Annotated in this window: 20 protein-coding genes and 5 tRNA genes (1 of these 25 cut by a window edge); 19 read left to right on the top strand and 6 right to left on the bottom strand. The window is 37.7% G+C overall.

Features of this window, described 5'->3' with window-relative positions:
- The 10 genes from QK255_RS12430 to gor form a co-directional block, all read left to right on the top strand.
- Positions 1 to 42: transfer RNA gene (locus tag QK255_RS12430), tRNA-Gly, on the top strand; it begins 30 nt to the left of the window's first position.
- Positions 43 to 58: 16 nt separating this feature from the next.
- Positions 59 to 144: transfer RNA gene (locus QK255_RS12425), tRNA-Leu, on the top strand.
- 10 nt (positions 145 to 154) lie between these two features.
- Positions 155 to 228 (top strand) — tRNA-Arg (locus tag QK255_RS12420).
- A 21-nt stretch (positions 229 to 249) separates the two neighbouring features.
- Positions 250 to 323 (top strand) — tRNA-Pro (locus QK255_RS12415).
- A gap of 58 nt (positions 324 to 381) precedes the next feature.
- Positions 382 to 455, top strand: a tRNA-Arg gene (locus QK255_RS12410).
- 135 nt (positions 456 to 590) lie between these two features.
- Positions 591 to 1058: a CtsR family transcriptional regulator gene (locus tag QK255_RS12405; RefSeq protein ID WP_002310600.1), complete on the top strand. Its 468-nt coding sequence runs from the start codon at positions 591 to 593 to the stop codon at positions 1056 to 1058.
- A 6-nt stretch (positions 1059 to 1064) separates the two neighbouring features.
- The gene (locus QK255_RS12400; protein ID WP_002336607.1) at positions 1065 to 3551 is read left to right on the top strand and encodes an ATP-dependent Clp protease ATP-binding subunit; all 2487 of its coding nucleotides are present in this window, start codon (positions 1065 to 1067) and stop codon (positions 3549 to 3551) included.
- 220 nt (positions 3552 to 3771) lie between these two features.
- Positions 3772 to 4695 (top strand): peptidase U32 family protein, encoded by a 924-nt coding sequence (locus QK255_RS12395; RefSeq protein ID WP_002315795.1) that lies wholly within the window; start codon positions 3772 to 3774, stop codon positions 4693 to 4695.
- A 5-nt stretch (positions 4696 to 4700) separates the two neighbouring features.
- Complete coding sequence (locus QK255_RS12390; protein ID WP_016629233.1) at positions 4701 to 5954, top strand: peptidase U32 family protein; 1254 nt, start codon at positions 4701 to 4703, stop codon at positions 5952 to 5954.
- A gap of 133 nt (positions 5955 to 6087) precedes the next feature.
- On the top strand, positions 6088 to 7434 hold the full coding sequence (gor, locus tag QK255_RS12385) for a glutathione-disulfide reductase (protein WP_002329780.1): 1347 nt from the start codon (positions 6088 to 6090) through the stop codon (positions 7432 to 7434).
- Positions 7435 to 7527: 93 nt separating this feature from the next.
- On the opposite strand, the gene QK255_RS12380 is transcribed toward gor, so the two are convergent.
- The gene (locus QK255_RS12380) at positions 7528 to 8967 is read right to left on the bottom strand and encodes an AcpB/EbpR/MafR family transcriptional regulator (RefSeq protein ID WP_033607411.1); all 1440 of its coding nucleotides are present in this window, start codon (positions 8965 to 8967) and stop codon (positions 7528 to 7530) included.
- Positions 8968 to 9698: 731 nt separating this feature from the next.
- On the opposite strand from QK255_RS12380, the gene QK255_RS12375 reads away from it, so the two are divergent.
- Entirely contained in the window at positions 9699 to 11147 is a 1449-nt protein-coding gene (locus QK255_RS12375) for a helix-turn-helix domain-containing protein (protein WP_002342321.1), read from the top strand.
- 98 nt (positions 11148 to 11245) lie between these two features.
- Entirely contained in the window at positions 11246 to 11554 is a 309-nt protein-coding gene (locus QK255_RS12370) for a hypothetical protein (protein WP_002329783.1), read from the top strand.
- Positions 11555 to 11829: 275 nt separating this feature from the next.
- Here the strand turns inward: QK255_RS12370 and menA are convergent, their stop codons facing one another.
- From menA to pplA, 3 genes are all read right to left on the bottom strand, one after another.
- The gene (menA, locus tag QK255_RS12365) at positions 11830 to 12783 is read right to left on the bottom strand and encodes a 1,4-dihydroxy-2-naphthoate polyprenyltransferase (RefSeq protein WP_002329784.1); all 954 of its coding nucleotides are present in this window, start codon (positions 12781 to 12783) and stop codon (positions 11830 to 11832) included.
- Between the two features lie 12 nt (positions 12784 to 12795).
- A complete protein-coding gene (locus QK255_RS12360; protein ID WP_002329785.1) occupies positions 12796 to 13899 on the bottom strand; it encodes an FAD:protein FMN transferase in 1104 nt (367 codons plus the stop codon).
- Between the two features lie 89 nt (positions 13900 to 13988).
- Entirely contained in the window at positions 13989 to 14924 is a 936-nt protein-coding gene (gene pplA, locus QK255_RS12355) for an extracellular electron transfer flavoprotein PplA (RefSeq protein WP_002307821.1), read from the bottom strand.
- 301 nt (positions 14925 to 15225) lie between these two features.
- On the opposite strand from pplA, the gene QK255_RS12350 reads away from it, so the two are divergent.
- The 4 genes from QK255_RS12350 (at position 15226) to QK255_RS12335 (ending at position 19620) form a co-directional block, all read left to right on the top strand.
- Positions 15226 to 17160: an NAD(P)/FAD-dependent oxidoreductase gene (locus QK255_RS12350; RefSeq protein WP_002329786.1), complete on the top strand. Its 1935-nt coding sequence runs from the start codon at positions 15226 to 15228 to the stop codon at positions 17158 to 17160.
- Between the two features lie 454 nt (positions 17161 to 17614).
- Positions 17615 to 18031 (top strand): NusG domain II-containing protein, encoded by a 417-nt coding sequence (locus QK255_RS12345; RefSeq protein ID WP_002315806.1) that lies wholly within the window; start codon positions 17615 to 17617, stop codon positions 18029 to 18031.
- Between the two features lie 13 nt (positions 18032 to 18044).
- Complete coding sequence (locus QK255_RS12340; protein WP_002329787.1) at positions 18045 to 18611, top strand: Gx transporter family protein; 567 nt, start codon at positions 18045 to 18047, stop codon at positions 18609 to 18611.
- Positions 18612 to 18633: 22 nt separating this feature from the next.
- Complete coding sequence (locus QK255_RS12335) at positions 18634 to 19620, top strand: polyprenyl synthetase family protein (protein WP_002329788.1); 987 nt, start codon at positions 18634 to 18636, stop codon at positions 19618 to 19620.
- A gap of 153 nt (positions 19621 to 19773) precedes the next feature.
- On the opposite strand, the gene QK255_RS12330 is transcribed toward QK255_RS12335, so the two are convergent.
- Complete coding sequence (locus tag QK255_RS12330; RefSeq protein ID WP_269202445.1) at positions 19774 to 20004, bottom strand: LPXTG cell wall anchor domain-containing protein; 231 nt, start codon at positions 20002 to 20004, stop codon at positions 19774 to 19776.
- Between the two features lie 83 nt (positions 20005 to 20087).
- On the opposite strand from QK255_RS12330, the gene QK255_RS12325 reads away from it, so the two are divergent.
- The gene (locus tag QK255_RS12325) at positions 20088 to 21530 is read left to right on the top strand and encodes a putative mucin/carbohydrate-binding domain-containing protein (protein WP_002329789.1); all 1443 of its coding nucleotides are present in this window, start codon (positions 20088 to 20090) and stop codon (positions 21528 to 21530) included.
- A gap of 15 nt (positions 21531 to 21545) precedes the next feature.
- On the opposite strand, the gene QK255_RS12320 is transcribed toward QK255_RS12325, so the two are convergent.
- Positions 21546 to 22319 (bottom strand): hypothetical protein, encoded by a 774-nt coding sequence (locus tag QK255_RS12320; RefSeq protein WP_002329790.1) that lies wholly within the window; start codon positions 22317 to 22319, stop codon positions 21546 to 21548.
- Between the two features lie 373 nt (positions 22320 to 22692).
- Between QK255_RS12320 and QK255_RS12315 the strand changes: the two genes are divergently transcribed.
- Both QK255_RS12315 and QK255_RS12310 read left to right on the top strand, forming a co-directional pair.
- A complete protein-coding gene (locus QK255_RS12315; RefSeq protein WP_016629240.1) occupies positions 22693 to 22938 on the top strand; it encodes a hypothetical protein in 246 nt (81 codons plus the stop codon).
- Between the two features lie 216 nt (positions 22939 to 23154).
- Complete coding sequence (locus QK255_RS12310) at positions 23155 to 23343, top strand: hypothetical protein (RefSeq protein WP_002315817.1); 189 nt, start codon at positions 23155 to 23157, stop codon at positions 23341 to 23343.
- The last annotated feature ends 388 nt before the right edge of the window (positions 23344 to 23731 follow it).

Genomic DNA, 23731 nt, shown 5'->3' with positions numbered 1-23731 from the left:
TTGCCAAGGTGGGGGTCGCGGGTTCGAACCCCGTTTTCCGCTTTGCCAAAGCAATCGCGCCGGGGTGGCGGAACTGGCAGACGCACAGGACTTAAAATCCTGCGGTGAGTGATCACCGTACCGGTTCGATTCCGGTCCTCGGCATTTTAAATATGCGCCCATAGCTCAACTGGATAGAGTGTTTGACTACGGATCAAAAGGTTAGGGGTTCGACTCCTCTTGGGCGCGTAGTCTTTTTTATTTTTTAAACGGGAAGTAGCTCAGCTTGGTAGAGCACTTGGTTTGGGACCAAGGGGTCGCAGGTTCGAATCCTGTCTTCCCGATTTTTTTTTATCTTGCTTTTTGTTTTCAAATGATTTATAATTTTTTTAAATTGAATATGCGCCCATAGCTCAACTGGATAGAGTGTTTGACTACGGATCAAAAGGTTAGGGGTTCGACTCCTCTTGGGCGCGTCGATACGGAATAGTATATTCCGTATTTTTTTTTGTTGATTCTAAAGGATTTATTTAACAAAAAGCGTTCTTCTTTCTTTCTATTACCAAATTCGTTATAATTAAGGTCAATATTAGTCAAAGGGAATGAATAAGATGGCACATCAGAATACCTCGGATTTAATTGAATCATATATAAAGAAAATTCTGGAAAATAGTGAAATGATCGAGATTCGAAGGATTGAAATGGCAGACCTCTTTAACTGTGTTCCTTCACAAATCAACTATGTGATTAATACCCGTTTTACCATCCAACGCGGTTATTTAGTAGAGAGCAAACGCGGGGGTGGCGGTTATATACGAATTGCGAAAGTAAGAATTTCAGATAAAAAACAGTTACTTGAGCAGATAAATCAGTTGTTTGATGATACAATCAGTGAGAAAAATGCTTTTGCTATTATTCAAAAACTTTATGAAGACCAAATAATTACAAAAAAAGAAGGAAACTTGATGTTAAGTGCAATTGCAAAAAACACATTGAATTTCAATGAATTTGAAGATCATACACGTGCTCGGATTCTCCGAGCATTTCTGGAACGTTTAAGTTATGAAGATGGGAAGTGAGATTAGATGGAAGAACTTTTTACTGAAAGAGCCCAAGCGGTATTAGAAATTGCACAAGAAGAAGCAAAACGATTAAAACATCAATCAGTTAGTTCAGAGCATGTTTTACTAGCATTAGTAGTTGAACAAAATGGAATTGCTGGAAAAGTATTACGTGAAATGGATTTGAATGAGACAGAAATTTATGAAGAAATTGAACATCTGATTGGTTATGGCGGTATCCGTTCTTACCCTAAAGGAGTCTTTCTTCCATATTCTCCAAGAATGAAACAAGTTTTTGCTTTAGCTAGCAGCGAAGTAAAGAAAACGAGTTCTCAAAAAGTTGGAACAGAACATATTTTGATGAGCTTATTAAAAGATGAAAGTATCATGGCTACTCGAATCATGATCAACTTAGGTATCAGCCTTTCAAAAGCCCGACAAGTTCTGAAACACAAAATGGGACTAGCTGGTGATTCGGGTGGAAAGGGAATGAATCGTCGTAGAAATATACAAGATAAACGGCAAACACCGCAAGGAACACCTACACTGGATTCATTAGCACGTGATTTGACGAAATTAGCAAAAGAAAACAAGTTGGACCCAGTTGTTGGTCGTTCTAGAGAAGTGAAACGGCTTATTCAGATTCTTAGCCGACGGACAAAGAACAACCCTGTACTGGTGGGCGAACCTGGTGTAGGTAAAACAGCCATTGCTGAAGGACTAGCACAAAAAATCATTTTAGGAGAAGTACCAGAAGACATGCAAGAAAAGCGCCTGATGATGCTTGATATGGGATCTTTGGTTGCTGGTACGAAATATCGCGGTGAATTTGAAGATCGAATGAAAAAAGTCATCGACGAAATCTATAATGATGGTCAAGTAATCTTATTCATTGATGAATTGCATACCTTGATTGGTGCAGGTGGAGCAGAAGGAGCAATTGATGCTTCGAATATCTTGAAACCGGCGTTAGCTCGAGGAGAATTACAAACGATCGGAGCAACGACCCTAGATGAATATCAAAAATATATCGAAAAAGATTCTGCATTAGAGCGACGTTTTGCACGAATTCAAGTAGATGAACCAACTCCTGAAGAAGCGGAAGAGATTCTTCAAGGATTACGTTCAAGATATGAAGAGCACCACGGGGTAGAGATTACAGATGAAGCTGTGCGGGCAGCAGTGAATCTTTCTGTTCGTTATATCACTTCTCGTAAACTACCTGATAAAGCGATTGATTTGATTGATGAATCAGCAGCGAAAGTCCGTTTGGATCAAACCGATCACTTAACAAAATCAACTGTAATCAAATTAGAAATTGATGAATTAGTACAAGAAAAAGAAGCAGCAATCCAAAAACAAGACTTTGAAAATGCTGCGCAATTACGTAGACAAGAAAAAGCACTACGTAAAAAGCTACAAAAAGTTTCTGCAATCGAAGCAAAACAGGAACAAGGATATGCTGATCGTGTAACAGAAGAAGATGTTGCTACAGTTGTATCGGAGTGGACTGGTGTCCCTCTACAGCAGTTGGAGAAAAAAGAAAGTGAACGTTTGTTAGAATTGGAAGGTCTCCTGCATGAACGTGTGGTTGGTCAAGATGAGGCTGTCAAAGCAGTTTCACGCGCCATCCGTCGTGCACGAAGCGGCTTGAAAGATCCTGACCGTCCAATTGGGTCATTTATGTTCCTTGGACCAACTGGTGTCGGAAAAACAGAATTGGCCAAAGCACTTTCAGAAGTCATGTTTGGAAGCGAAGATGCCCTGATCCGTGTTGATATGTCAGAATTTATGGAAAAATACAGTACAAGCCGATTAATCGGATCTCCTCCAGGATACGTAGGGTATGATGAAGGTGGACAGTTGACAGAAAAAATTCGTCAAAAACCATATTCAGTGATTCTCTTAGACGAAGTGGAGAAAGCACATCCAGATGTTTTCAATTTACTTCTGCAAGTATTGGATGATGGTCATTTAACAGATTCTAAAGGTAGAAAAGTGGACTTTAGAAATACGATCATGATTATGACTTCAAATATCGGAGCGACACAAATCCGAGAAGAAAAAAATGTCGGATTTAATGTCCAAGATGTCACGAAAGATCACAAAGCCATGCAAAAACGTATCTTAGAAGAGTTAAAGAAAGCTTTCCGACCTGAATTCTTGAATCGAATTGATGAGACTGTCGTCTTCCATTCATTGAGTAAAGATGAAATCCATACAATCGTCCAAATCATGAGTAAAGCGATTATCAAGCGATTGAAAGAACAAGATATTCAAGTGAAAATCACCCCATCTGCAATCGATGTGATCGGGAAAGCCGGATTTGATCCTGAATATGGTGCACGTCCAATCCGTCGCGCACTTCAAAAAGAAATTGAAGATCGATTGAGCGAGGCGTTGCTTGGCGGAGAGATTCGTTTAGGTGACCACGTAACAGTAGGTGCTTCAAAAGGAAAGATCACATTGAATGTTCGCGGACCTAAAAAGGAAACAGTAGGTTCCCTATAGGTACTTGGTCTATGTAGCTGAATTTTTATAATAGTAAGACTTGATTAAGAGGTTGTGACAAGTTTTTTGTCACAATCTCTTTTTATATTTGGACAGAATATATCGAACTTTATTTTGACTTTTTGTGAAATAATTTTCAAAAATCCGACTTTAAATAGAAGAAGTATTGGAAAGTTTTTAGAGCTATGCTACTATTATGAAGTTGTAGGAGGAGGAAATTATGATCGAACTCATAACCACAGTAGAGACTATCAAACAAGCAGAACAGTTGCTTGCTGCAGGTGCAGACACACTATATTTCGGTGAAGAGCAATTTGGATTGCGTCTGCCTGCTTCATTTACACGAGAAGAACAGCGACAATTAGTAGAATTAGCACACAAGCATGGTAAAAAAGCAAATATTGCTGTAAATGGGATCATTCATCCTGAAAAAATGAAAAATGTACCTGAATATTTGGCTTTTTTAAAAGAAATAAACGTAGATGTGATCACAGTTGGTGATACAGGTATCATTTATACGATGAAAAAAAATCCTGAATTGCGTATACCGTATATTTATGATGCTGAAACATTAGTAACGAGTGCACGTCAAATCAATTTTTGGGCGAAAAAAGGCGCAGTTGGCGCAATACTTGCTCGTGAAGTTCCTTTTGAAGAGATGAAGGCGATGGAAGAAAAACTCGACATCCCTGTAGAAATCCTTGTGTATGGTGCTACATGCATCCATCAATCCAAACGTCCACTGCTACAGAATTACTATAACTATACGAAGCAAGACGAACAAAAAGATCGTGAAAGAGGTCTTTTTATCTCGGAACCTAAAAAAGAAGAGACACATTATTCTATTTATGAAGATAGTCATGGCACACATATTTTTGCCAGTAATGATCTAAATCTCTCGAATGAATTGAATGAACTTTATCAGCATCATTACCGTACATGGAAATTGGACGGGTTATTTACTCCAGGCGAAAATTTCGTGAATATCACTCAACTATTCGCCGAAGCAAAAAAACAAATTTTAGAAGGTAGCTGGGATCAAGCAAAAGCAGAAAAATTGACGAGCGAAATCAACAAATTACATCCTGAAAACCGTGAATTAGATACAGGATTCTTTTATATTGATCCTTCTGCTATCAAATAAGGAGTATGATGAATGAAATGACAGTAAAAAGAAAATTGAAACGTCCAGAAGTCTTAGCGCCAGCAGGAACACTGGAAAAGTTAAAAACAGCGATCCATTATGGAGCAGATGCAGTATATATTGGCGGAAATGCGTATGGTTTAAGAAGCCGTGCAGGCAATTTTACTTATGAAGAAATGGCTGAAGGGGTTGCTTTTGCAAAAGAACACGATGCAAAAGTGTACGTGGCTGCTAATATGGTCACCCATGAAGGAAATGAAGAAGGCGCTGGGGAATTTTTCCGCAGTCTGCGCGATGTCGGTATTTCTGCAGTGATCGTTTCTGATCCAGCTTTGATCGAAATTTGCGCGACAGAAGCTCCAGGTCTGCCGATCCATTTATCCACTCAAGCTTCAGCAACCAATTTTGAGACATTGGAATTCTGGAAAGAGGAAGGGTTGGAACGTGTCGTTTTAGCTCGTGAAGTTTCAATGGAGGAAGTGGCAGAGATCCGTAAAAATACGGATATCGAAATCGAAGCATTTATTCATGGAGCCATGTGTATCTCTTATTCTGGTCGCTGCACATTGTCCAACCATATGTCAATGCGGGATGCGAATCGTGGCGGATGCTCTCAATCTTGTCGTTGGAAATATGGATTGTTCGATATGCCTTTTGGTCAAGAACGAAATAGTTTGACTGATACAGGAGAAATTGAAGAAGAATTCTCGATGAGTGCAGTTGATATGTCCATGATCGAGCATATTCCAGAATTGATTGAAAACGGCGTAGACAGCTTCAAGATCGAAGGAAGAATGAAATCGATCCATTATGTATCTACAGTGTCAAACGTCTATAAAGCAGCTGTAGACAGCTATATGGAAGATCCTGAAAACTATGTCTGCAAACAAGAATGGATCGACGAGTTATGGAAAGTGGCACAACGAGAGTTAGCTACAGGCTTTTATTACAATACACCAACTGAAAACGAGCAATTATTTGGTGAACGTCGTAAAATCCCAGTATATAAATTTGTCGGTGAAGTATTATCTTATGATGAGGCAACACAGATTGCTACGATACGTCAGAGAAACTTATTCTCTGTAGGGGATGAAATCGAATTTTATGGTCCAGGGTTCAGTCATTTCAGTCAAACAGTCGAAATCATGCATAATGAAGAAGGGGAATCCATTGACCGAGCACCAAATCCAATGATGGTTTTGACCATGCCAGTCGCACAACCAGTGAAACCTGGAGATATGATCCGGAAACGTAAATAAAGAAAAAGCTGATACATCCTTGTTTCAAGCATCTTCGCATACAAAATCCAAGAAAAGTGTTACACTTGTTTTCTGTAGAAAAAGGATCGTTAAATAAAGGTTTTGATTGATCTCTTCAATAAGGAGGAACAAAATGCAAATATATGATTACATCGTAATTGGTGGCGGCTCTGGCGGTATTGCTTCAGCAAACAGAGCAGGGATGCATGGCGCAAAAGTTTTGCTGATTGAAGCAAATGAATTAGGCGGAACCTGTGTCAATGTCGGTTGTGTACCTAAAAAAGTCATGTGGCAAGCAAGTACGATTTTGGAAACAATTGAACGTGATGCTCCAAGTTACGGCATCCAAGCAGATTTAAAAAGTGTCGATTTCGCCGGTCTAGTAGAAAGACGAGAAAAATATATTGATTTTCTACACGGTGCTTACCAAAGAGGATTAGATAGCAATCATGTCGAGGCTATAAAAGGATATGCTACTTTTATCGATAGTCAAACGATCGAAGTAAACGGTGAAACTTATCATGCGCCTAAAATCTTGATTGCAACTGGAGGCCGTGCAAGCAAGATGAGCATTCCTGGTGGTGAGTACGCCATTGATTCAAATGGATTTTTTGAATTAAAGGAATTACCTAAGAGAGCAATTGTTTTAGGTGCTGGATACATCGCAGCTGAACTTTCAGGTGTATTTCGTGGTTTAGGTAGTGAAGTCATGTGGGCATACCGAAAAGAACGTCCACTTAGAACGTTTGATAACATGCTTTCGGACAATCTGATCCAAATGTACCAAGAAGCTGGGATCAAGACTTACGCACATCATATTGCTAAAGAAATCACTAAAAATGATGACGAATACACGGTGTTATTTGAAAATGGCGAAACCTTAACTGGCGATTGTGTCCTTTTTGCAGGCGGGCGTGTACCGAATACTGAAAATTTAGGTCTGGAAAATACAAATGTCGAATTGGACGAAAAAGGATTTATTAAAGTAGATAAATACCAAAACACAACGGATGAACATATTTTTGCAGTTGGTGATGTGATCGGTAAATTAGACTTGACTCCTGTTGCAATCGCAGCTGGCCGACGTTTGTCGGAACGTTTGTTTAATGGGAAGAAAGATTCTTATCTGGACTATAATCTTGTTCCGACAGTTGTCTTTACGCATCCACCAATTGCAACGATTGGTTTGACAGAAGAAGAAGCATTGGAAAAATATGGCGAAAATGAATTGAAAGTTTATCGTTCACGCTTTACTCCAATGTACTTTGCTTTGAATGATTATCGCCAAAAATGCGAAATGAAATTGATTTGCGTCGGAAAAGAAGAAAAAATTGTCGGCTTGCATGCTATTGGTGTAGGTGTCGATGAAATGCTACAAGGTTTTGCTGTGGCTATCAAGATGGGCGCAACAAAAGAAGACTTTGATAATACAGTAGCCATCCATCCAACAGGGGCGGAAGAATTCGTAACGATGCGATAATTTAATACTAGCAGTTCCAGCAGCTTTTTATTGAATAAATCAATGTAAAACCAGAAAATCAGTATACTGATTTTCTGGTTTTTTGTTTTTTAACTATTTATGTAAGATTGCTTCGATATTTTCCCAAAACGAATAAGTAGGGAAGTTGGATATTTTGATCATCTTCGTATTCAGCTGGTTCCTATCTAAAGGAAAGTCAGTCAAAACCAAATCATATTGATTGATCAACCGATAGTTCAAATCAAAAAAGCTATCCTGATATTCTTTTATTTCTTTTATCTCAGGAAATTTTTTAGTTAACAATTCCTTATATAAGAAACAAACTTTCGGTTCTTGAGAAGAAAGGATCATGACTGTATATGTCTTTTTTTTTGGAATGATTCGATCAATAAGAGCTGGAGACAGCAAAACCAGTTCTTCCAGCAATTCTTCATATAATAGACGATTGGTTAGAATAAACGAATAATTTTCTTCCACCAATGCTTGTTCATAAAAAGAAAGAATGAGTGGATCCGATTTCAAGACGATCACAAAGAATTGTTTAAAGGAATTGGTTAGAAAAGGTAAAAACTCCTTCTTGAAAGAAATCAAATGATACAAGTAATTTAATTGCTGATCAGATAACATTGTATCAGTAGATAAAGAACGATAGAAATTTTGTGACAAGTTTCTTAATTTTTTGATTTCATGAGCTGGCGCCTTTACAGAAGCAAAATGGATCATTTGGCTGATTGGACGCAAAAGTTCACTAGCTGTTTCTTTAGTTAAATAGAAATGATAATTTTTCTCCATAACGGAGCAAAATGTAATGTTATTTTTCGTTCGCTCAAAAAATAAATCAATATCCATTTCGAGAGGTTGGCTTTTCAACTGATCGGATAATTTATGTTTCTTTCCGATCCGGATAATAGAAATCAAAAAATAATAAATCAAAAACAGCTGTTTGTGGCCAGATAGTTTGTTTAATGGAGGATAAAGTTTCATGTATCGTTTGATAGCTGCAGACAATATTTGGGAATGAGGAAGTTGATCCGGTGTATAGATCTCCTCAAATAAACTGCAGTAAAAAAAACGTATTTGTCTCTCCTCACCTTGAATATGTACATATGGAGTAGTGTGGATTCTAAAAAGAAATCCTCGCTTTTGAAAGGATTCATTCAGAAACATAATGATTCTGCGAATACTTGCTGTACTTAGAAATAACTGATCAGCTAGTTTAGCAATACAAGGTTCTTGCATCAAAATGATTTTCAACAATTGTATATGGCTTGAATGTTTTAAGATAGTACTCGTGATGCTTTCTAAATTATATTCACAAGGTAATCTCAAAGAAACTTTCTGTTGCTCGTCGATATGAATAGATGCCGGAGAATGAACAAAATTAAATGCGGCAATATCAGATAAGAGTGTTTTTTTTGTTACAGCAATTTTCTTCGCTAAGTCTTCTAAATAAAATGAATCCATACTCAAAAGCATGGCTAATCTTAACTGTCTTTCTGATAATTTTTCAAGCATAGTTATATCTTCTGTCATATTTCCATCTGCGTTTTTTAAGAAATAATAGATAAAACGCTCCTTCACTTCCTTTCTTTTCTTTTCGGTCGTTCTTAACCATTATCCCACGTTATAGAGAAAATTAATTCATTTGTATGTTTGTTCAACAATTTTAAGCAACAGGCAGAATAAACAGCAAAAACAGCAAAAACAGAATGCTTTGACCTCATATTTTTGTTAATTAAAATAACTAAATAACCATAAAATGAATAGTTGGATGTTTTTTATTTTTGTTATTTTTAATTATGTATTTATAAATCATTATTGTACTCTCTATATTTACAGTAAAAAAATAAAACATAAATAAAAAGCTTAGATAGAAATATCATGCTTATGTTCTTTAGATTATTGTTATTTAAAATAGCAAATATAACTACTGAATGAAAACTAAACCAACTATACTTTTAATTATTTTATATAAAATTGTTTTTTTATTTATATCTTCGAGGGTTGAAAATGATATTTCAAGGGAGTTGCTCTTCATTCGATTTTTTGTTTCCGAAAATAAAAGATCGTTTTCTTTTATTTTTTTGATAAATACTCCCTTAGATATAGTTATTTATACTGTTTATCCAAAAATAATAATTATAACATACAAAAACAGTTTTTAAGAAACAGGTTTTCCAAAATAGAAAAAAAATAATACTAAATTCTAGCGTAAATAACTGTAGGATAGATTTAATAGCAAACGAGAAAAGGGGAAGTAAAAAATGGTAGGATTTTTGGAAAAACAACTAGAGAGACAAATCATGCTGATCTGCTTGTTAAGCATGGATATGGCTGAGATCAACGACCTTGCGGAAGAGCTAAAAGTGACGGATAAAACAATTATTGCAGATATTGATAATTTTAATTCTTCTTGTTTTCCTGCGTACATCGAGGTCAATCAGTATAAAGAAGTAACGTTGAAAATACCCAGTAACCTCAATTTAGATGATATTTTTATCAAGATCCTAAATAATTCTATCTATATAGAAGTCTTAAAATACATTCTGATTTCAGAACCGTCTTTAACTGAGATTTCAGCTAAATTATTTTTGAGTAAGACAAGTGTCAGGAGAATCATTACCAAAATAAATACGTACTTTTCAAAAGAAAGATTAGATATACAAATCATCTTAACCACCAGACTACAAATCATCTTAACCACTAGACTACAAATCATCGGTGATGAAATCTATATTCGCAAATTTTTCTCAAGTATGTTCAAAGAAATCTGCAAAGAAAAAGATCTTCCTTATTTTGAAATGATTTATAAAATGTTGAAACGCTGTTTGATCAAGCAAGGACGGGATGCTAGCTCTTCTAAAATCATTTATACAGTCTATTATATTTTTACTTCGATCATTCGAATCGGGAACGACCATCTGATTCCCAAAGAGGAACTGGCAGATCGGCCAGCTGTCGTTGACTCAATTATGGAAACGATCAAGAGCGATACCGTCTTCTGCACGCTTATCAATCAAAATTATAAATTTGTGATCAGTAGAGAAAATATAGAAAATATTTTGAGCCCATATCTCAGTCTGCTTTTTACCAATCCAGCTGAAACAGATGAGTATATGCTCAGAAGAGTAGAACTGTTTCTTAAACATTTCTATTATCTTTCCAATATCAATGAAACGGTCACAACTGAAAAGGTTTTGCATTTCACCAGTTTTATTACCTTTTATAAAGAATTGACTTTTTTCAAAGTCAGCTATGCAGATATCTTTTATAAGAAAATCCTGAAGAAAAAAGTCCAGATATGGGAAGCTTATCAAAGTGCATTGATCATCTCTAACTTATCCTCTGTACGGAAAAATGAACTTTTGTTAAAAGAATTACTGTTGGAGCTGATTGTCTCTTCGAATGAATTACTGCATCGAGTGGAGCCAAAACTAAAAGAACGGTCTATTTTGTTATTAAGTTCACAAGAAATGGGACTTCCTATTTTATATAAGAACTTGATTTTGAATAAGTACCCTTCTTTTAAGAAAGTCGATATTTATGAAAAAGATGTTTTTTCTTTAGACTATACACTGATCAACCAATATGACCTAGTATTGACCGATGTGAATTTGAATTTGAATCGCATATCTTCTGCCATTCTGAAAATTTCTAAAGTACCGACGGATGCTTTCTGGCATAATTTGGAAACGTTTCTTCATTCTACTTGAAAAAAGAGTTGCCAATAAATTATTATTTCGGAAAAAGTAGGTGTGGTATAGACAATTTTCAGCGTTAAGATAAAAACAAAAACACTGGAGGAACGAAAATGAAAGAGTTAATCGGTTTATTTTGTATTTTATCCTTTACGTTCAGAATATTGGCCTCAATGATCAAAGCATTGTATTACGTGGCAAGAACCCTTGTTTTATTACCAGTCGCAGGATACAAGTGTTACAAAGAATGCAAAGCCAACAAAAGAGAGAGTAATCTTTCAAATATTTCATCTACATCATCAAGGGAAAGCAATAGACAATATGGGACTATTGCCAATCGGATATCAGATGCTTCCAAGGATGCAGACAAGACAAATAAGTTAAAAAACGAACCGATTTTACCCAAGAACAAGCAACCTTAACAGCTAAATTAAAAGGAATTAACCAGAGCGCTAAGCTAATATCTCAAAAGCCATCAGTTCAAGAAAATTCTCGTCAAGTTCGCTGATACGAATCAAAAAAAAATAAGGGGCTGTGACAAAAGTCTTGTCACAGCCCTTATTTTCGAATAAACGGTGTTCCAGAAGTAGCTTCTTCGGAAATAAGCCAAAATTTCACAAAAATTTGAGAAGCAATTTTCGTAAACTCCTTCTTATTTCTTGAAGCTGACTACTTCTGTCACAACCTCTTCAAGTCGTTAAATGGCTTGTACAACGATCGTTAGTAATAAACCCAATACATAGCTAGCATTGAATAAGACCATATTTTTGATGGAATAGCTGAAACTGATAGGTTGGGGTAATGTTTGCTTGAATTGATCTAAATGCTTCTTCACAATTGGAAAAGTCAAGAAGGTGACTAAGATCGGCCATTCATAGATACCACTCAACAATCCCATCAAAATCACAAAATAGCAAGCATACATCAATAGCTGGAATAAGACTGTTCCTGCTGGGCGTCCGATATAAAAAACCAGTGTATAGCGATGATTTTCAATATCGCGGTCAAGATCTCGCAAATTATTAGCTAACATGATATTGGCAATCGTAAACACCAGGGGTAAAGAGGCTAAGACAATTGCTGCTATAGCCCAAAGGTTTCCTACCAAAGCAAATTGCCCGGATGAAAAGTTGATCGTCAGATCATAGACATCCGAACCGAATGTATTGACATAAACGACCATGGCAAAAATCCCAAGTCCCATAGTCACCCCGCTGAAGATTTCCCCTAAAGGCATTCGAGACAAGGGAATTGGACCGAATGTATAGAATACTCCGATAAAACAACAGATAAATCCCATCAAAAGCAAAAGCCAACCCGTATTGATCGTTAAAATAACGCCAATAACAAAAACAAATGCGATCATCGCTAAAATCATGTTTCGGATCAATACAGGGGATAGATTTCTGCGACCAATGACGTTTTCTTCATACTTATATACTTCAGAATGAGCTTTTTCATAATCCATGTAATTATTGATCGCGGTAGTCGCTAAATCAAAAACTAGCATCCCAATAAAAAATAAAAAAGTGTTTAGCCAATGTATCTCGTGAAAAAAAGCGATAGAGAATAATACCCCTACCGCAAAAGGAAATACACTAGCCACCTTTGTTCGTATTTCAACTACTTCTAAAAAGATTTTTAGTGTCATGGTTCGTGCTCCTTATTTTAATTCAGAACGGTCACCCATCGTGTAATGGGAATCCTCAGATAATTTGAAAGTGTCTTTAATTGGATCGGTCACATATACTTTATCATCTTTCGTTACGAAGATTGCTTCCGTCCCATTGTTCAATTCGCTTTCGACATATTCCAGACCTTTTTTCACACCCATTGAAAAGACTGCTGTAGACAGACCGTCACCATCGATCGATTTATCTGTTATGATCGTGACACTTGCGATATCGTTGTCGAACGGGTAACCCGTTTTTGGATCGAACAAATGATGGTATTTTTTGCCATCTACTTCTAAATAGCGCTCGTAAATTCCAGAAGTAACTAACGTTTTGTTCCGTTCTTTGATAGAACCTAGAACAGAGCCACGAGCCATATTCGGATCTTGGATGCCAACTGTCCAGTCTTGATTTTCGCCTCTTGGGCTGTATCCTAAGACATAGACATTCCCACCTAAGTCAACGATAGCAGTAGTCACACCTTGTTTTTTCAAGACTTTTACTACTTCGTCCGTAATGTAGCCTTTGGCGATTGCACCTAAGTCGATGATCATCCCTTTTTCTTTTAGATAGACCGTTTTTTCTTTGTCATTTAGTTCGATCTTATGATAATCCACTAATTTCAATGCCTGATCGATTTCTTCTTGTGAAGGTTTTCTGGCGTCATCAAAACCGATTCGCCATAATTGAGTGATCGCACCAATTGCCATATCGAATCCGCCTTGAGAATCTTGGCTGTATTCATAGGCTCGTTTGACTAACGTGTAGACGTCGTCAGAAACTTTTACTGGTTTGATACCAGCTTGTTCATTCACTTCATCGATCTCGGAACCTTTTTGATTGATCGTGATTTTATCACCAAGTTCTTTTACTCGATCAAAGGCAGGTTTCAATGCTGATTCTTTGCCTTCATCATACACACGGATACGAACGTAAGTCCCTAACAAGAACTGTTCATCAGAGTACGGATCTTTTAAGATCTTGGTAGATGCTGAACTTTCAGTGGTTGTATTTTTTGTTGAGTTAGTGCAGCCAGTTAGCACCATAAAAGAGATGCTCAGTGTGATTAAGGAAAATAGTAGTTTTTTCCGCATTGTTTTCCTCTCTTCATTTTGAAAGGTGAGACGACTGCCTAACCTGGCTATCATCCCACCCTCCAACTTTTATTCGTATGATTATGTGATTATTTTTCTGTTACGATATTATCTACTTCGATTGTTTGAGTGTCGCCTTTTTCAGCTGCATTCACTAATTGTTGTGCATACATGATGAATGAATGTGAGCTGTGTGTAGCACCTGTAACAACTTCTACATCAGCTGGTGAGCCGTCTTCTTCACCCATTGCTTTGACGAATTCATCGTTAAGAGTAGGGATGTAAGTTTTTGGTTCTGTCCCGCTTTTGGCTTTCATGTTTTCATTGTATTCTGTATCATCTTGTTTTGATTTGCCGTCTTTGTCGATATAATCAAAGTTTGATTCAGTTACTTTGCCGCCAGCAACTGTCATTTCGAATTGCACACGGTAGCCGTTAGAGTAGTTCTTTTCTTCTAGCTTGTAAGTGCCGTCTTTCAAATCAGCACCATTGTCGATTTCGATTGTATCTGTGTTACCAGCTTGAGCAGCTTGGATCAATTGTTGTGCGTAGTTTTGGAAGCTTTCAGATGAGTGAGTAGCTCCAGTTACGACTTCCACACCGCTTGCGCTTTGTGCTTTTAAGAATTGGTCATTCAACTCAGGAATGTATTTTTCTGGATTTGTGCCAGATTTAGCTTCCATGTTTTTGTTGTATTCTGCATCTTTTGTTTTTGATTCGCCGTTTTCATTGACGTTATCATATTTTGATTCAGTGATTTTGCCGTCTTTTACAACCATTTCAAAGACTGCGCGGTAACCATTTGAATAATTTTTTTCTTCTAATTTATATGTGCCGTCTTGCAAGTCTCCGCCAGCAACAACTTTTGCAGATGATTCTGTTGTGCTTTTTGCAGTCGAAGATTGTGCTGTAGATGATTCAGAAGAAGAATTTGAACTTCCGTTGTCATCTGCGCCGCAAGCGCCTAACACTAGAGCTGAAAATGCTAACACGGCAAATCCAGTTACAAAACGTTTTTTCTTCATTTTAATACCCCACCATTCCATTTTTAGTCCACAATTTTTCTTTGTGATTCATTATACATTCTAATCTTTTTAGCCTATAAGTCAACTATTTTCGATAAATAACCCATGTAATATTTCAAACGTTTTCTTTCAGCAAATTTCGCGAAAAAACGCTTTATTTTAAAATTTGAAAAAAATCCAAAAGGAGTTAGACAAAAGAACAGAACATCTATATAATATATGGAGATTGTGTAATAAGTATCAAACTAAAAGAATTATCATATATTCATTATATAGATAGTCTATAAGGAGCGGATGATCAATGGCAAAGCAAAATATTGTCGTTGTAGGAGCAGGATATGCCGGTGTTTCAGCTACAAAATACTTGGCAAAGAAACTGAAAAAAGAAGATGTAGCAATTACTCTGATCGATCGTCATTCGTACCATACTATGATGACCGAGTTGCATGAAGTAGCTGGCGGACGTGTAGAACCAGAAGCAATCCAATACGATCTGCAGCATTTGTTTGCTCGTCAAAAGAATGTACAGCTTGTCACAGACACAGTTGTCGGTATCGATAAAGAACAGAAAATCGTCAAGACCAAATTAGGTTCCTATCCTTTTGATCAGCTGATCCTTGGAATGGGCGGAGAGCCGAATGACTTTGGTACACCTGGTGTCAAAGCACACGGATTCACTCTTTGGTCATTTGAAGACTCTGTAAGGATTCGTGAACATATTGAGAAAACAGTAGCAAAAGCTGCATTGGAACCAAATGATGAGTTGCGTAAAGCCATGCTGACTTTCGTTGTCTGTGGTTCTGGGTTTACCGGTATTGAAATGATTGGGGAACTGATCGACTGGAAAAATCGCTTAGCCAAAGATTATAAGTTGGATCCAAACGAGATCACACTGATGGTCGTAGAGGCAATGCCGACGATCTTAAATATGTTAGACCGAAATGATGCTGCAAAAGCTGAACGCTATTTGCGTAAGCACAATGTAGAATTATTATTGAACGCACCAATCGTAGAAGTGGCTGCGGATCATATCAAGCTGAAGGACGGACGCAACATTCCGACCCACACACTGATTTGGACAGCTGGTGTTAAAGGAACTTCTGATGCTGCTGATTTTGGATTAGAAGCAGCACGCGGACAGCGGTTGATCGCCAATGAATACATGCAGGCAAAAGGCTACGAAGATAAAAACATCTATATCATCGGTGATTTAGTCTTTTATGAAGAGTTTCCAGGAACACCGACACCGCAAATCGTCCAAGCTGCTGAACAAACAGGACACACAGCCGCAGCGAATATCGTGGCTTCGATCAAAGGCGGAGAAAAGCATAAATTTAAAGGAAACTATCAAGGATTTATGGTTTCTATTGGTGCTAAATGGGGGGTAGCCAACCTATTTGATAAGATTCATCTAAGCGGATTTTTAGCTATCGTAATGAAACATATCGTGAATTTGAAATACTTCTTTGATATTCGTTCTGGTTATTATATGTTCCAATATTTAATGCATGAGTTTTTCCATATCAAAGACGATCGCAACGTGACTCGAGGACATTCTTCTCGTTACGGCAACGTTTTATGGAGTGTGCCACTTCGTATTTTCTATGGTTTAGTTTGGTTCGTTGAAGCTTCCAAAAAAATCATCGGGAATGGTGAAGTGTTCAAACCAAGTACTTGGTTTGGTGAAGGATCATGGTTCACTGGAAACAGTGTATTCCCTTGGACATGGGAATATAACGTAACAGATGTTGCCAGTGGTGCTTCTGCTGCTGGAGATGCAACGACAGCTGCTAGTGGAGCAGGGGCAAGTGCCGGAGAAGCAGCGACTCATGCTGCACATTTCGGTTTGAGTTATGCATACGGAGAAGAACCAATGGCTGTGATTGAGAAGTCACCAGACTGGTTCACAAAGATCATGCAAGTGATCATGCCAAATAATGATGTAGCAATGTTCTTCCAGAAATTCATGGTATTCTTTGAAATCGCCTTGGCATTAGCATTGATTGCTGGGTTATTCACATGGCTATGCAGTGCGACAACGATCGTATTAGTGATCATGTTCTGTTTATCAGGTATGTTTTACTGGGTAAACATTTGGTTCATTTTTGTTGCTTTCGCATTGATGAACGGTTCCGGTCGTGCGATTGGTTTGGATCGCTGGGTGATTCCATGGCTACAACGTACACTAGGCAATTGGTGGTACGGTAGACCAAGTGCCCAATACGGCAAGAAATAAATAGACCAAAATAGATGAACAACGTTACTTGAATGCAAGATTTCAATAGAAAGGGGCTGAGGCAAACCGTCGCAGCCTCCTTTTTATGTAAAATAAAGGAATAAGATGCCCGAGATAAGCCTCCACGCTTAAAGCAAGACGCAGGTGTCACAACCTCTGATAAACGGTATTCCAGAAGTAGCTTCTTCGGAAATAAGACGAAATTTCACAAAAATTTGAGAAGCAATTTTCATAAATTCCTTCTTATTTCTTGAAGCTGCCCACTTCTGTCACAACCTCTTGATATAAATGGTGTTCCACCTGCTGCTTCTCGGTAATAAGCCCTAAGAATCAGAAAACATGGAAAGCTGTTTTCTATTCTTCGTTCTTATTACTCAAAGCAAGGCGCAGGTGTCACAACCTCTTGTTTTTATGCTAAAATTGGGTGAGTTAATCTGGAAAAAGGAGAACAAAAATGAGCCTTAAAGAATTTGCTGAAAAAAGTCTGCTCAAACCTTGGGATGTTTTTATAATTTTTCTTTTGACTGTTCTTTCTTTTTTACCAGTCATGATTTTTGGTCTTCAGCAAAACACCGCAACAGCAGAAAAAGAAGCGGTATTGCGTGTGGATGGCACAGAAATCAAAACATTCCCTTTGATGGCTGGAGAAAAGAGCTACACATATACTTACAAAGATAAACACGGAGATTATAACTTGATTGAGATAGATGGCGATCGAGTACGGATAAAAGAAGCAGATTGCGATGACCAGATCTGCGTACGTCGAGGCTGGGCAACGAAAAATGGCGAAACCATTGTTTGTTTACCACATAAATTAGTGATCGAGGTCCGATCAACAGATGGGGGTGACGAAGACAGTCTGATTTATTAGACCTTCACACACCATGAGCAAATTACAAAAAATGATTTATATTTCGCTACTTGTTGCACAAGGAGTGATCATTGGCTTACTGGAAAATATGATCCCTTATCCTTTTGCTTTTGCGCCTGGGGCAAAACTGGGATTAGCCAACCTGATCACGATCGTTGCGATTTTTACCATGAAAAAACGGGACAGCTTCTTGTTATTGTGGCTGCGACTATTTCTGACTACCTTGCTAGGTGGAACGATTTCTACGTTCCTTTATAGTATGAGCGGTGCGCTGCTTAGTTATTTTGGGATGTTATTGGTCAAGCAATTAGGTCCCAAACGTGTCAGTATCATCGGAATCAGTGCGGCCGGCGGGTTCATGCATAATGTCGGTCAGCTTTTGATGGCCTCTTTCATTGCGCAATCATGTACAGTCATGCTGTACTTGCCAGTCCTTTCCGTTCTGGGAATCTTGTCAGGAATCGCTATCGGGATCGCGGCGAATTATCTTTTACGACATGTGCAGACACTGCAACGATTCCAAAAAGATTATGAGCAGGGAACCAAACAACAATGGAGCCCGATGTTTACTAAAAAATAATCGTCACACAAGGAGTTTTTTTATGAAGCTACATCCAATGTGGGAAAACTATCCTGCTTTAAGTAAAGAATTGACAGAAACACTAAAACGGATGGAAGAAACTGTCCGTCTGAAAAACAAACCTGTCGAACAAGCAATCAAAGAAACGATCCATGCCGGCGGAAAACTGTTGCGACCTGCCTATCAGTTACTGTTCTCACAATTTGGACCAGAGCAAGACCGGGACAAAGCCATCGCTTTGGCAGCTTCCATCGAAATGCTCCATACGGCCACACTGATTCATGATGATATCGTTGATGAAGCAGATCTGCGACGTGGTCAGCCTAATATCCGTAGTCAGTTTGGGAATGTCGTTTCTGTCTATGCAGGAGATTATTTATTCGTCTGCTGTTTTAAACTATTGTCTGATTACTCGACTTCCCTGAAAAGTCTTCAATTGAATTCTCGCAGTATGGAAAAAGTATTGAACGGCGAATTAGGGCAGATGGATGATCGCTATAATTATGAACTTTCTGTAAAAGAATATTTGGAGAATATCTCAGGTAAGACAGCTGAATTGTTCCAACTAAGTTGTTCTGTTGGCGCTTTTGAAAGTGGAACAAGCGAGCGTTTCGCAAAAAAAGCAGGAGATATCGGACTTTCTATCGGGATGGCCTTCCAGATTATCGATGATATTTTGGATTATACAAAAGAGAGTCAGGAAATCGGGAAACCTGTACTAGAAGACATGCGTCAAGGAGTCTATTCTTTGCCATTGATCTATTCTTTGCAAAAAAACAAACAGAGTTTACTGCCTTATTTAGAGAAGAAAACGGAAATGACAGAAGAAGATGTTGAAGCCGTACGCAAAATCGTTGAACGTACAGGAGGTGTGGGAGAAGCTAAGAAATTAGCAGCAGCCTACACCGAAAAGGCGTTGAAAGAAATCAAGAAATTACCTGATACCTCTCTTCGAACGAGAGAAAACCTTTTTTCCCTTACTCAATTGATTCTAGACCGCAAAGACTGAATAGAATTTGGTGCAACACGTGGATAAATTCCTAAGGATGAAATCTGCGTGTTTTGGATCACTTGAAATGGATTTTTTGATGTTAACAAGCAAAAATAAAGAGCAACGTCGCTAACTGACGTTGCCCTTTATTTTTTATCTCGGATCATTTTTTTATCTTTTCGACTTCTTATGACTCATGAAAGTGATTCTTAAACCGATTACAAGTAATATAACGCCTGCGACTGTTATCCAATTATTTGATTGACTTCCAGTTTTAGGAAGTACTTTTTTTGATTTGTTTAAATGATCATCGCTTGTTTTATTAGTTAAGTTGACGTTCGTCTTGTTATCCGAACTTGTTCTTGGGAAAGAGACACTTGCATGACGACTATCACTTGTGATAAATGTTGTATCTGCCGTATCGGTACTGTCACTTATTGTTCGAGTAGTATCTGAGCTATCGCTTGTAGTCGTTGTAATTAGGTATGACGCAGATCACTGTACCTTATGACGTGAAATGGGGAAGTACGATTTCCTTGAGAGGACTTGGTGATCGTACAGCAGGAGCATACAGTTTGACGAGAAGCGTTGATGGTACACTACGTCTGTATTCAACTTTTGGGGATAACCGAGCGAACTTAGATACACAAGTTCATCCTTATTATGGAAGTAGTGTCTATTATTCGATCGAAGTACTAGACGGAGAAACAAGCACCTATCAATATGAAGTCACGGGTAATGCGGTTATCAGGAATGCAATCAATGGATTCAATCAAGGCGATCCGTTAGAGGTTTCCGCTGGGAATATCATTAAAGTTTACCATGCGGAATCCAACACCCGAAGCAGACTGATGGTAAATGAAGTTGCGGAAAACTATACATTCGGCACCCTTTTCTCTTATTATCGAGTGACTGACAATGGCTTAGTTCCAATCAAACAGTTGGAAGCCGAAGCAGTTCCTCAGACATTTAACTTAGGTGAAAGCGCCGATGAACGCAATCTAAAGGAATTGGTTAGAAATGTACGAGTAAATGGCACAGTCGTAGACGCAAGCGAGTATGAAGTCACCTTACGTTCAGAACTTGATACGTCATTGATTGGTACGCGTGAAATCGATATTGAAGTCCGTACAACTGATGGACTAGGTATCGTACAACTGACAGTTCCTTATGAAGTGAAGTGGGGGAACTCGATCATCGCCCAAGATCAGGCAGCAAACTCTGATAAGACAGTAGCTGTTCTGTCATTGACCGAAGAGAATAATTTGCCAAAACTGACAGCTACGCAAGGAGACGGACTTGATTCTTTCAGTCCAGTAGCCTCTGCACCACAAGCAGTATTTTATCGAGGTGATCTTACTTCACCAAGATTCTCCCTTTTGACCAATAACTTGGCTGTGGACGCACAAACACTGAGAAGCAATTGGAACAATGTTCTTAGACAAAATGAATTAGCCTATGGTGATGTGCTTTCTTTTGAAGTTTTCGATTCTGCGGGGAATAACCTACTTGGAAATAAAACAGCTGTCTCAAGAAATGAACAGTTAGTAAAAGAAGTAATCGGTCATCCACAAGCTTTTTACGAACTGACAGCTAATGGGTTCAATCTTCTACGTATCAACCAATTAAAAGTAGAAACGCAAACCATTGAAAGTGGATTGACAGAAGAGGAATTAAGTCAAAATATCGAATCTTATCTGTCAACTGACGGATTCGATACGATCCATGTGACAAAGTTCATCCAATATCCTGACACAAGTAAAGCTGGAACAAGTAACGGGATCATCGAAGTAGAAGAAACATTAGCGACAGGTGGCACAGCTACGTATAACTATACGGTACCATTTATCGTGGAGAACTCGACGGAATGGATCGATGTCAAGATTCCTAAAAAATTGCTTTTTGGAACGACTGACGCAAATAGTTGATGGGCTTTTTGAGTATTATCGTGTAGGGTTAGGCTTTGACTGCGATGGACTTGATAGATTTGAATTCTTAGCTCTGTTACTAGCGTTTTGAGTTAAGTTATCTAATGCTGCGTGGGTGGATTTTCGTCTGGTTTTTACCTGATGAGAGGTTAGGCTTTTAGAAAGGCTCTGTTTGTAGTCCTCAACTGCTTTTTGTAATTTTTGAGGTGGATTTTCTAGTTTCGCCATCTCTTTCCTAGCATTCCAACCTAAAGATTGATCAGCTCTGAGTGCATTATCAATTTTTACTTGAGTAGTTACGTAATTTTGTATTGCATTTGTGATCTTATTTTTGTTAAAAAGTCTATTCATGAATGTATCTACCTTTTTACATTGTTTTAAATTATTTGTTTGTTTAGCTAGCAGCGACTTAAAATCATTTAAACTGGTCTCTTGTTTTGCCTCTTGTTTTTTAAATGATTGTTCTTTTTGCTTCTGTTGTGTCTTTTGTTTCGCCATTGTTTTTCTAGTATTATCAAAGGTCTTTAATATTTCTGGTGCTCGTGTTTTCAGTTCTTCTCGTAATTTTGATGCTTTTAATTCTGCCTTCGCATATACCTTGTTATCTTCAACTATTTTGTATTCAGGTGTATGTTTTCCATGTTTGGGTGTACTTTCCATAACATTTATATTATCTCGGAGTTGTGCTACAAGATCTTTTGTTGTAGGATCTTTAATCTCATTGATCATTTTATCTAATAGTGTTTCTTGCCTATAATCTGGTGAATTTGCAATATCTTCTTTTGGCATGTCAATTCCTCTTTTCTTTTTTTATTTGTATCTTTGTATTCACTTTATCATGCTTTCTTTTTGTTTTTGTTCCGTCTTTTTCTAAGGTGGAAAATATCTGGTACGGTTTTCTGATATTTTCCATAAAAAATAAAACAAGGGGCTCCTTTATGAAAAAAGATTCGTACCGATTTTTTTCAATCCTCATTTATCCTTGTTGTCAAAGGCTTTTTTTCTTCGTATCATTCTTTTTTATTTTTAGAAATTATGGTCCCAAGGCATGAAAAAAAACATGTTATAGTAAAAACATAAGTGAAGTTGGCAGAGGAATCAGCCGATTTTTACTGTCTATCTAAGCGAAAAACAGCTGTCCACAAAAATCAAATCGAGGAGGATGCATTTGAAAAAACTCATCACTAATTTAACACGTACAGATGTTTCGCCCCTGATTCTTCGGTTAAAAGGAGAGAAACATGCATTTACGTTTGAAGACATCGAAAAAGAAAGCGGGATAAAATTGACGAGCGCAGACAAATTTTTGATCCGTTCTGTCGCAGAGAAAAAATTCAAAATGCAAGTGGTGTGCGAAGCACCGGAGAACCAGCTGAAGTTCTTTCCAAAAGCAAAAGAACTTTCTTGATCACTCTATTTATTGTTCTATCTATGTAGCAAACAGGAAAAAATAACAAATATGTTATTAAAAGTGTTGCAATCGCATACAAAAAGAGTAAAAAACAAAATAGTCCTTTATTATAGGAGATGGAAACACGAGAATGTCAGACAGGGGGGATGGGATGCGTTGATTTTTTAGTTGTAAGTTGGTTGCTACATAGATAATAAAGGGGGAGTAATTGGATTGAAAAAGAAAATCATTGGTAGTCTATTACTATCAACGCTAGTGTTGACGAGTATGATAAATATGTTCATCAATGAAGACTTGCAAGCGGAAAATCACGTGCTCAATATCAGTCGCACGCTTCAAGAAGAAAAGGTGAACGATCTCAATCCTGGGGGAGAAGATGGTATCGGCAATGCCTGCCACTGATAGTCATCGAAAACTATCGCGCAGGTTATATCGGCTCTATCGACATCGTTCCTCAATAAAAAAGAACGATGAGAAGATAGATATTTTTTAGGAAACAAGCACATAACTTATGATCGCATAAGTATTTTCACACAGGACTAGCAAATAGTCCTGTGTGGGTATCATAAAAAAACTGAATAGAAACAATAATCAGCTTTACCACCATTGATAGAAAAGAGATAGAAAACCGAGAAAAGGAATCGGTCCTCTATCTCTTTTTGCTGTACAAACGCATGTTTCTCCTGTTTTTTGCATGGATTCCTTTAAAGAAAGTGTACCATGCTTTCTTGATACGTTTAGAACACCTTTTTCTAGAGGATAGAAAAAGGTAAGTCAAGAGAATAAGGAG

The sequence above is a fragment of the Enterococcus sp. ZQ21 genome (genome assembly GCF_030053755.1).
GTDB lineage: Bacteria > Bacillota > Bacilli > Lactobacillales > Enterococcaceae > Enterococcus_B > Enterococcus_B lactis.
This window is presented reverse-complemented; position numbering and strand designations above follow the sequence as displayed.

Coding starts and splice junctions, on each gene's coding strand:
- QK255_RS12345 (WP_002315806.1), top strand. CDS start 17,615: ATGAGCCTTAAAGAATTTGCTGAAAAAAGTCTGCTCAAACCTTGGGAT.
- QK255_RS12350 (WP_002329786.1), top strand. CDS start 15,226: ATGGCAAAGCAAAATATTGTCGTTGTAGGAGCAGGATATGCCGGTGTT.
- QK255_RS12315 (WP_016629240.1), top strand. CDS start 22,693: ATGCATTTGAAAAAACTCATCACTAATTTAACACGTACAGATGTTTCG.
- QK255_RS12325 (WP_002329789.1), top strand. CDS start 20,088: ATGACGCAGATCACTGTACCTTATGACGTGAAATGGGGAAGTACGATT.
- gor (WP_002329780.1), top strand. CDS start 6,088: ATGCAAATATATGATTACATCGTAATTGGTGGCGGCTCTGGCGGTATT.
- QK255_RS12395 (WP_002315795.1), top strand. CDS start 3,772: ATGATCGAACTCATAACCACAGTAGAGACTATCAAACAAGCAGAACAG.
- QK255_RS12370 (WP_002329783.1), top strand. CDS start 11,246: ATGAAAGAGTTAATCGGTTTATTTTGTATTTTATCCTTTACGTTCAGA.
- QK255_RS12320 (WP_002329790.1), bottom strand. CDS start 22,319: ATGCCAAAAGAAGATATTGCAAATTCACCAGATTATAGGCAAGAAACA.
- menA (WP_002329784.1), bottom strand. CDS start 12,783: ATGACACTAAAAATCTTTTTAGAAGTAGTTGAAATACGAACAAAGGTG.
- QK255_RS12400 (WP_002336607.1), top strand. CDS start 1,065: ATGGAAGAACTTTTTACTGAAAGAGCCCAAGCGGTATTAGAAATTGCA.
- QK255_RS12380 (WP_033607411.1), bottom strand. CDS start 8,967: ATGACAGAAGATATAACTATGCTTGAAAAATTATCAGAAAGACAGTTA.
- QK255_RS12375 (WP_002342321.1), top strand. CDS start 9,699: ATGGTAGGATTTTTGGAAAAACAACTAGAGAGACAAATCATGCTGATC.
- pplA (WP_002307821.1), bottom strand. CDS start 14,924: ATGAAGAAAAAACGTTTTGTAACTGGATTTGCCGTGTTAGCATTTTCA.
- QK255_RS12360 (WP_002329785.1), bottom strand. CDS start 13,899: ATGCGGAAAAAACTACTATTTTCCTTAATCACACTGAGCATCTCTTTT.
- QK255_RS12335 (WP_002329788.1), top strand. CDS start 18,634: ATGAAGCTACATCCAATGTGGGAAAACTATCCTGCTTTAAGTAAAGAA.
- QK255_RS12340 (WP_002329787.1), top strand. CDS start 18,045: ATGAGCAAATTACAAAAAATGATTTATATTTCGCTACTTGTTGCACAA.
- QK255_RS12390 (WP_016629233.1), top strand. CDS start 4,701: ATGATGAATGAAATGACAGTAAAAAGAAAATTGAAACGTCCAGAAGTC.
- QK255_RS12405 (WP_002310600.1), top strand. CDS start 591: ATGGCACATCAGAATACCTCGGATTTAATTGAATCATATATAAAGAAA.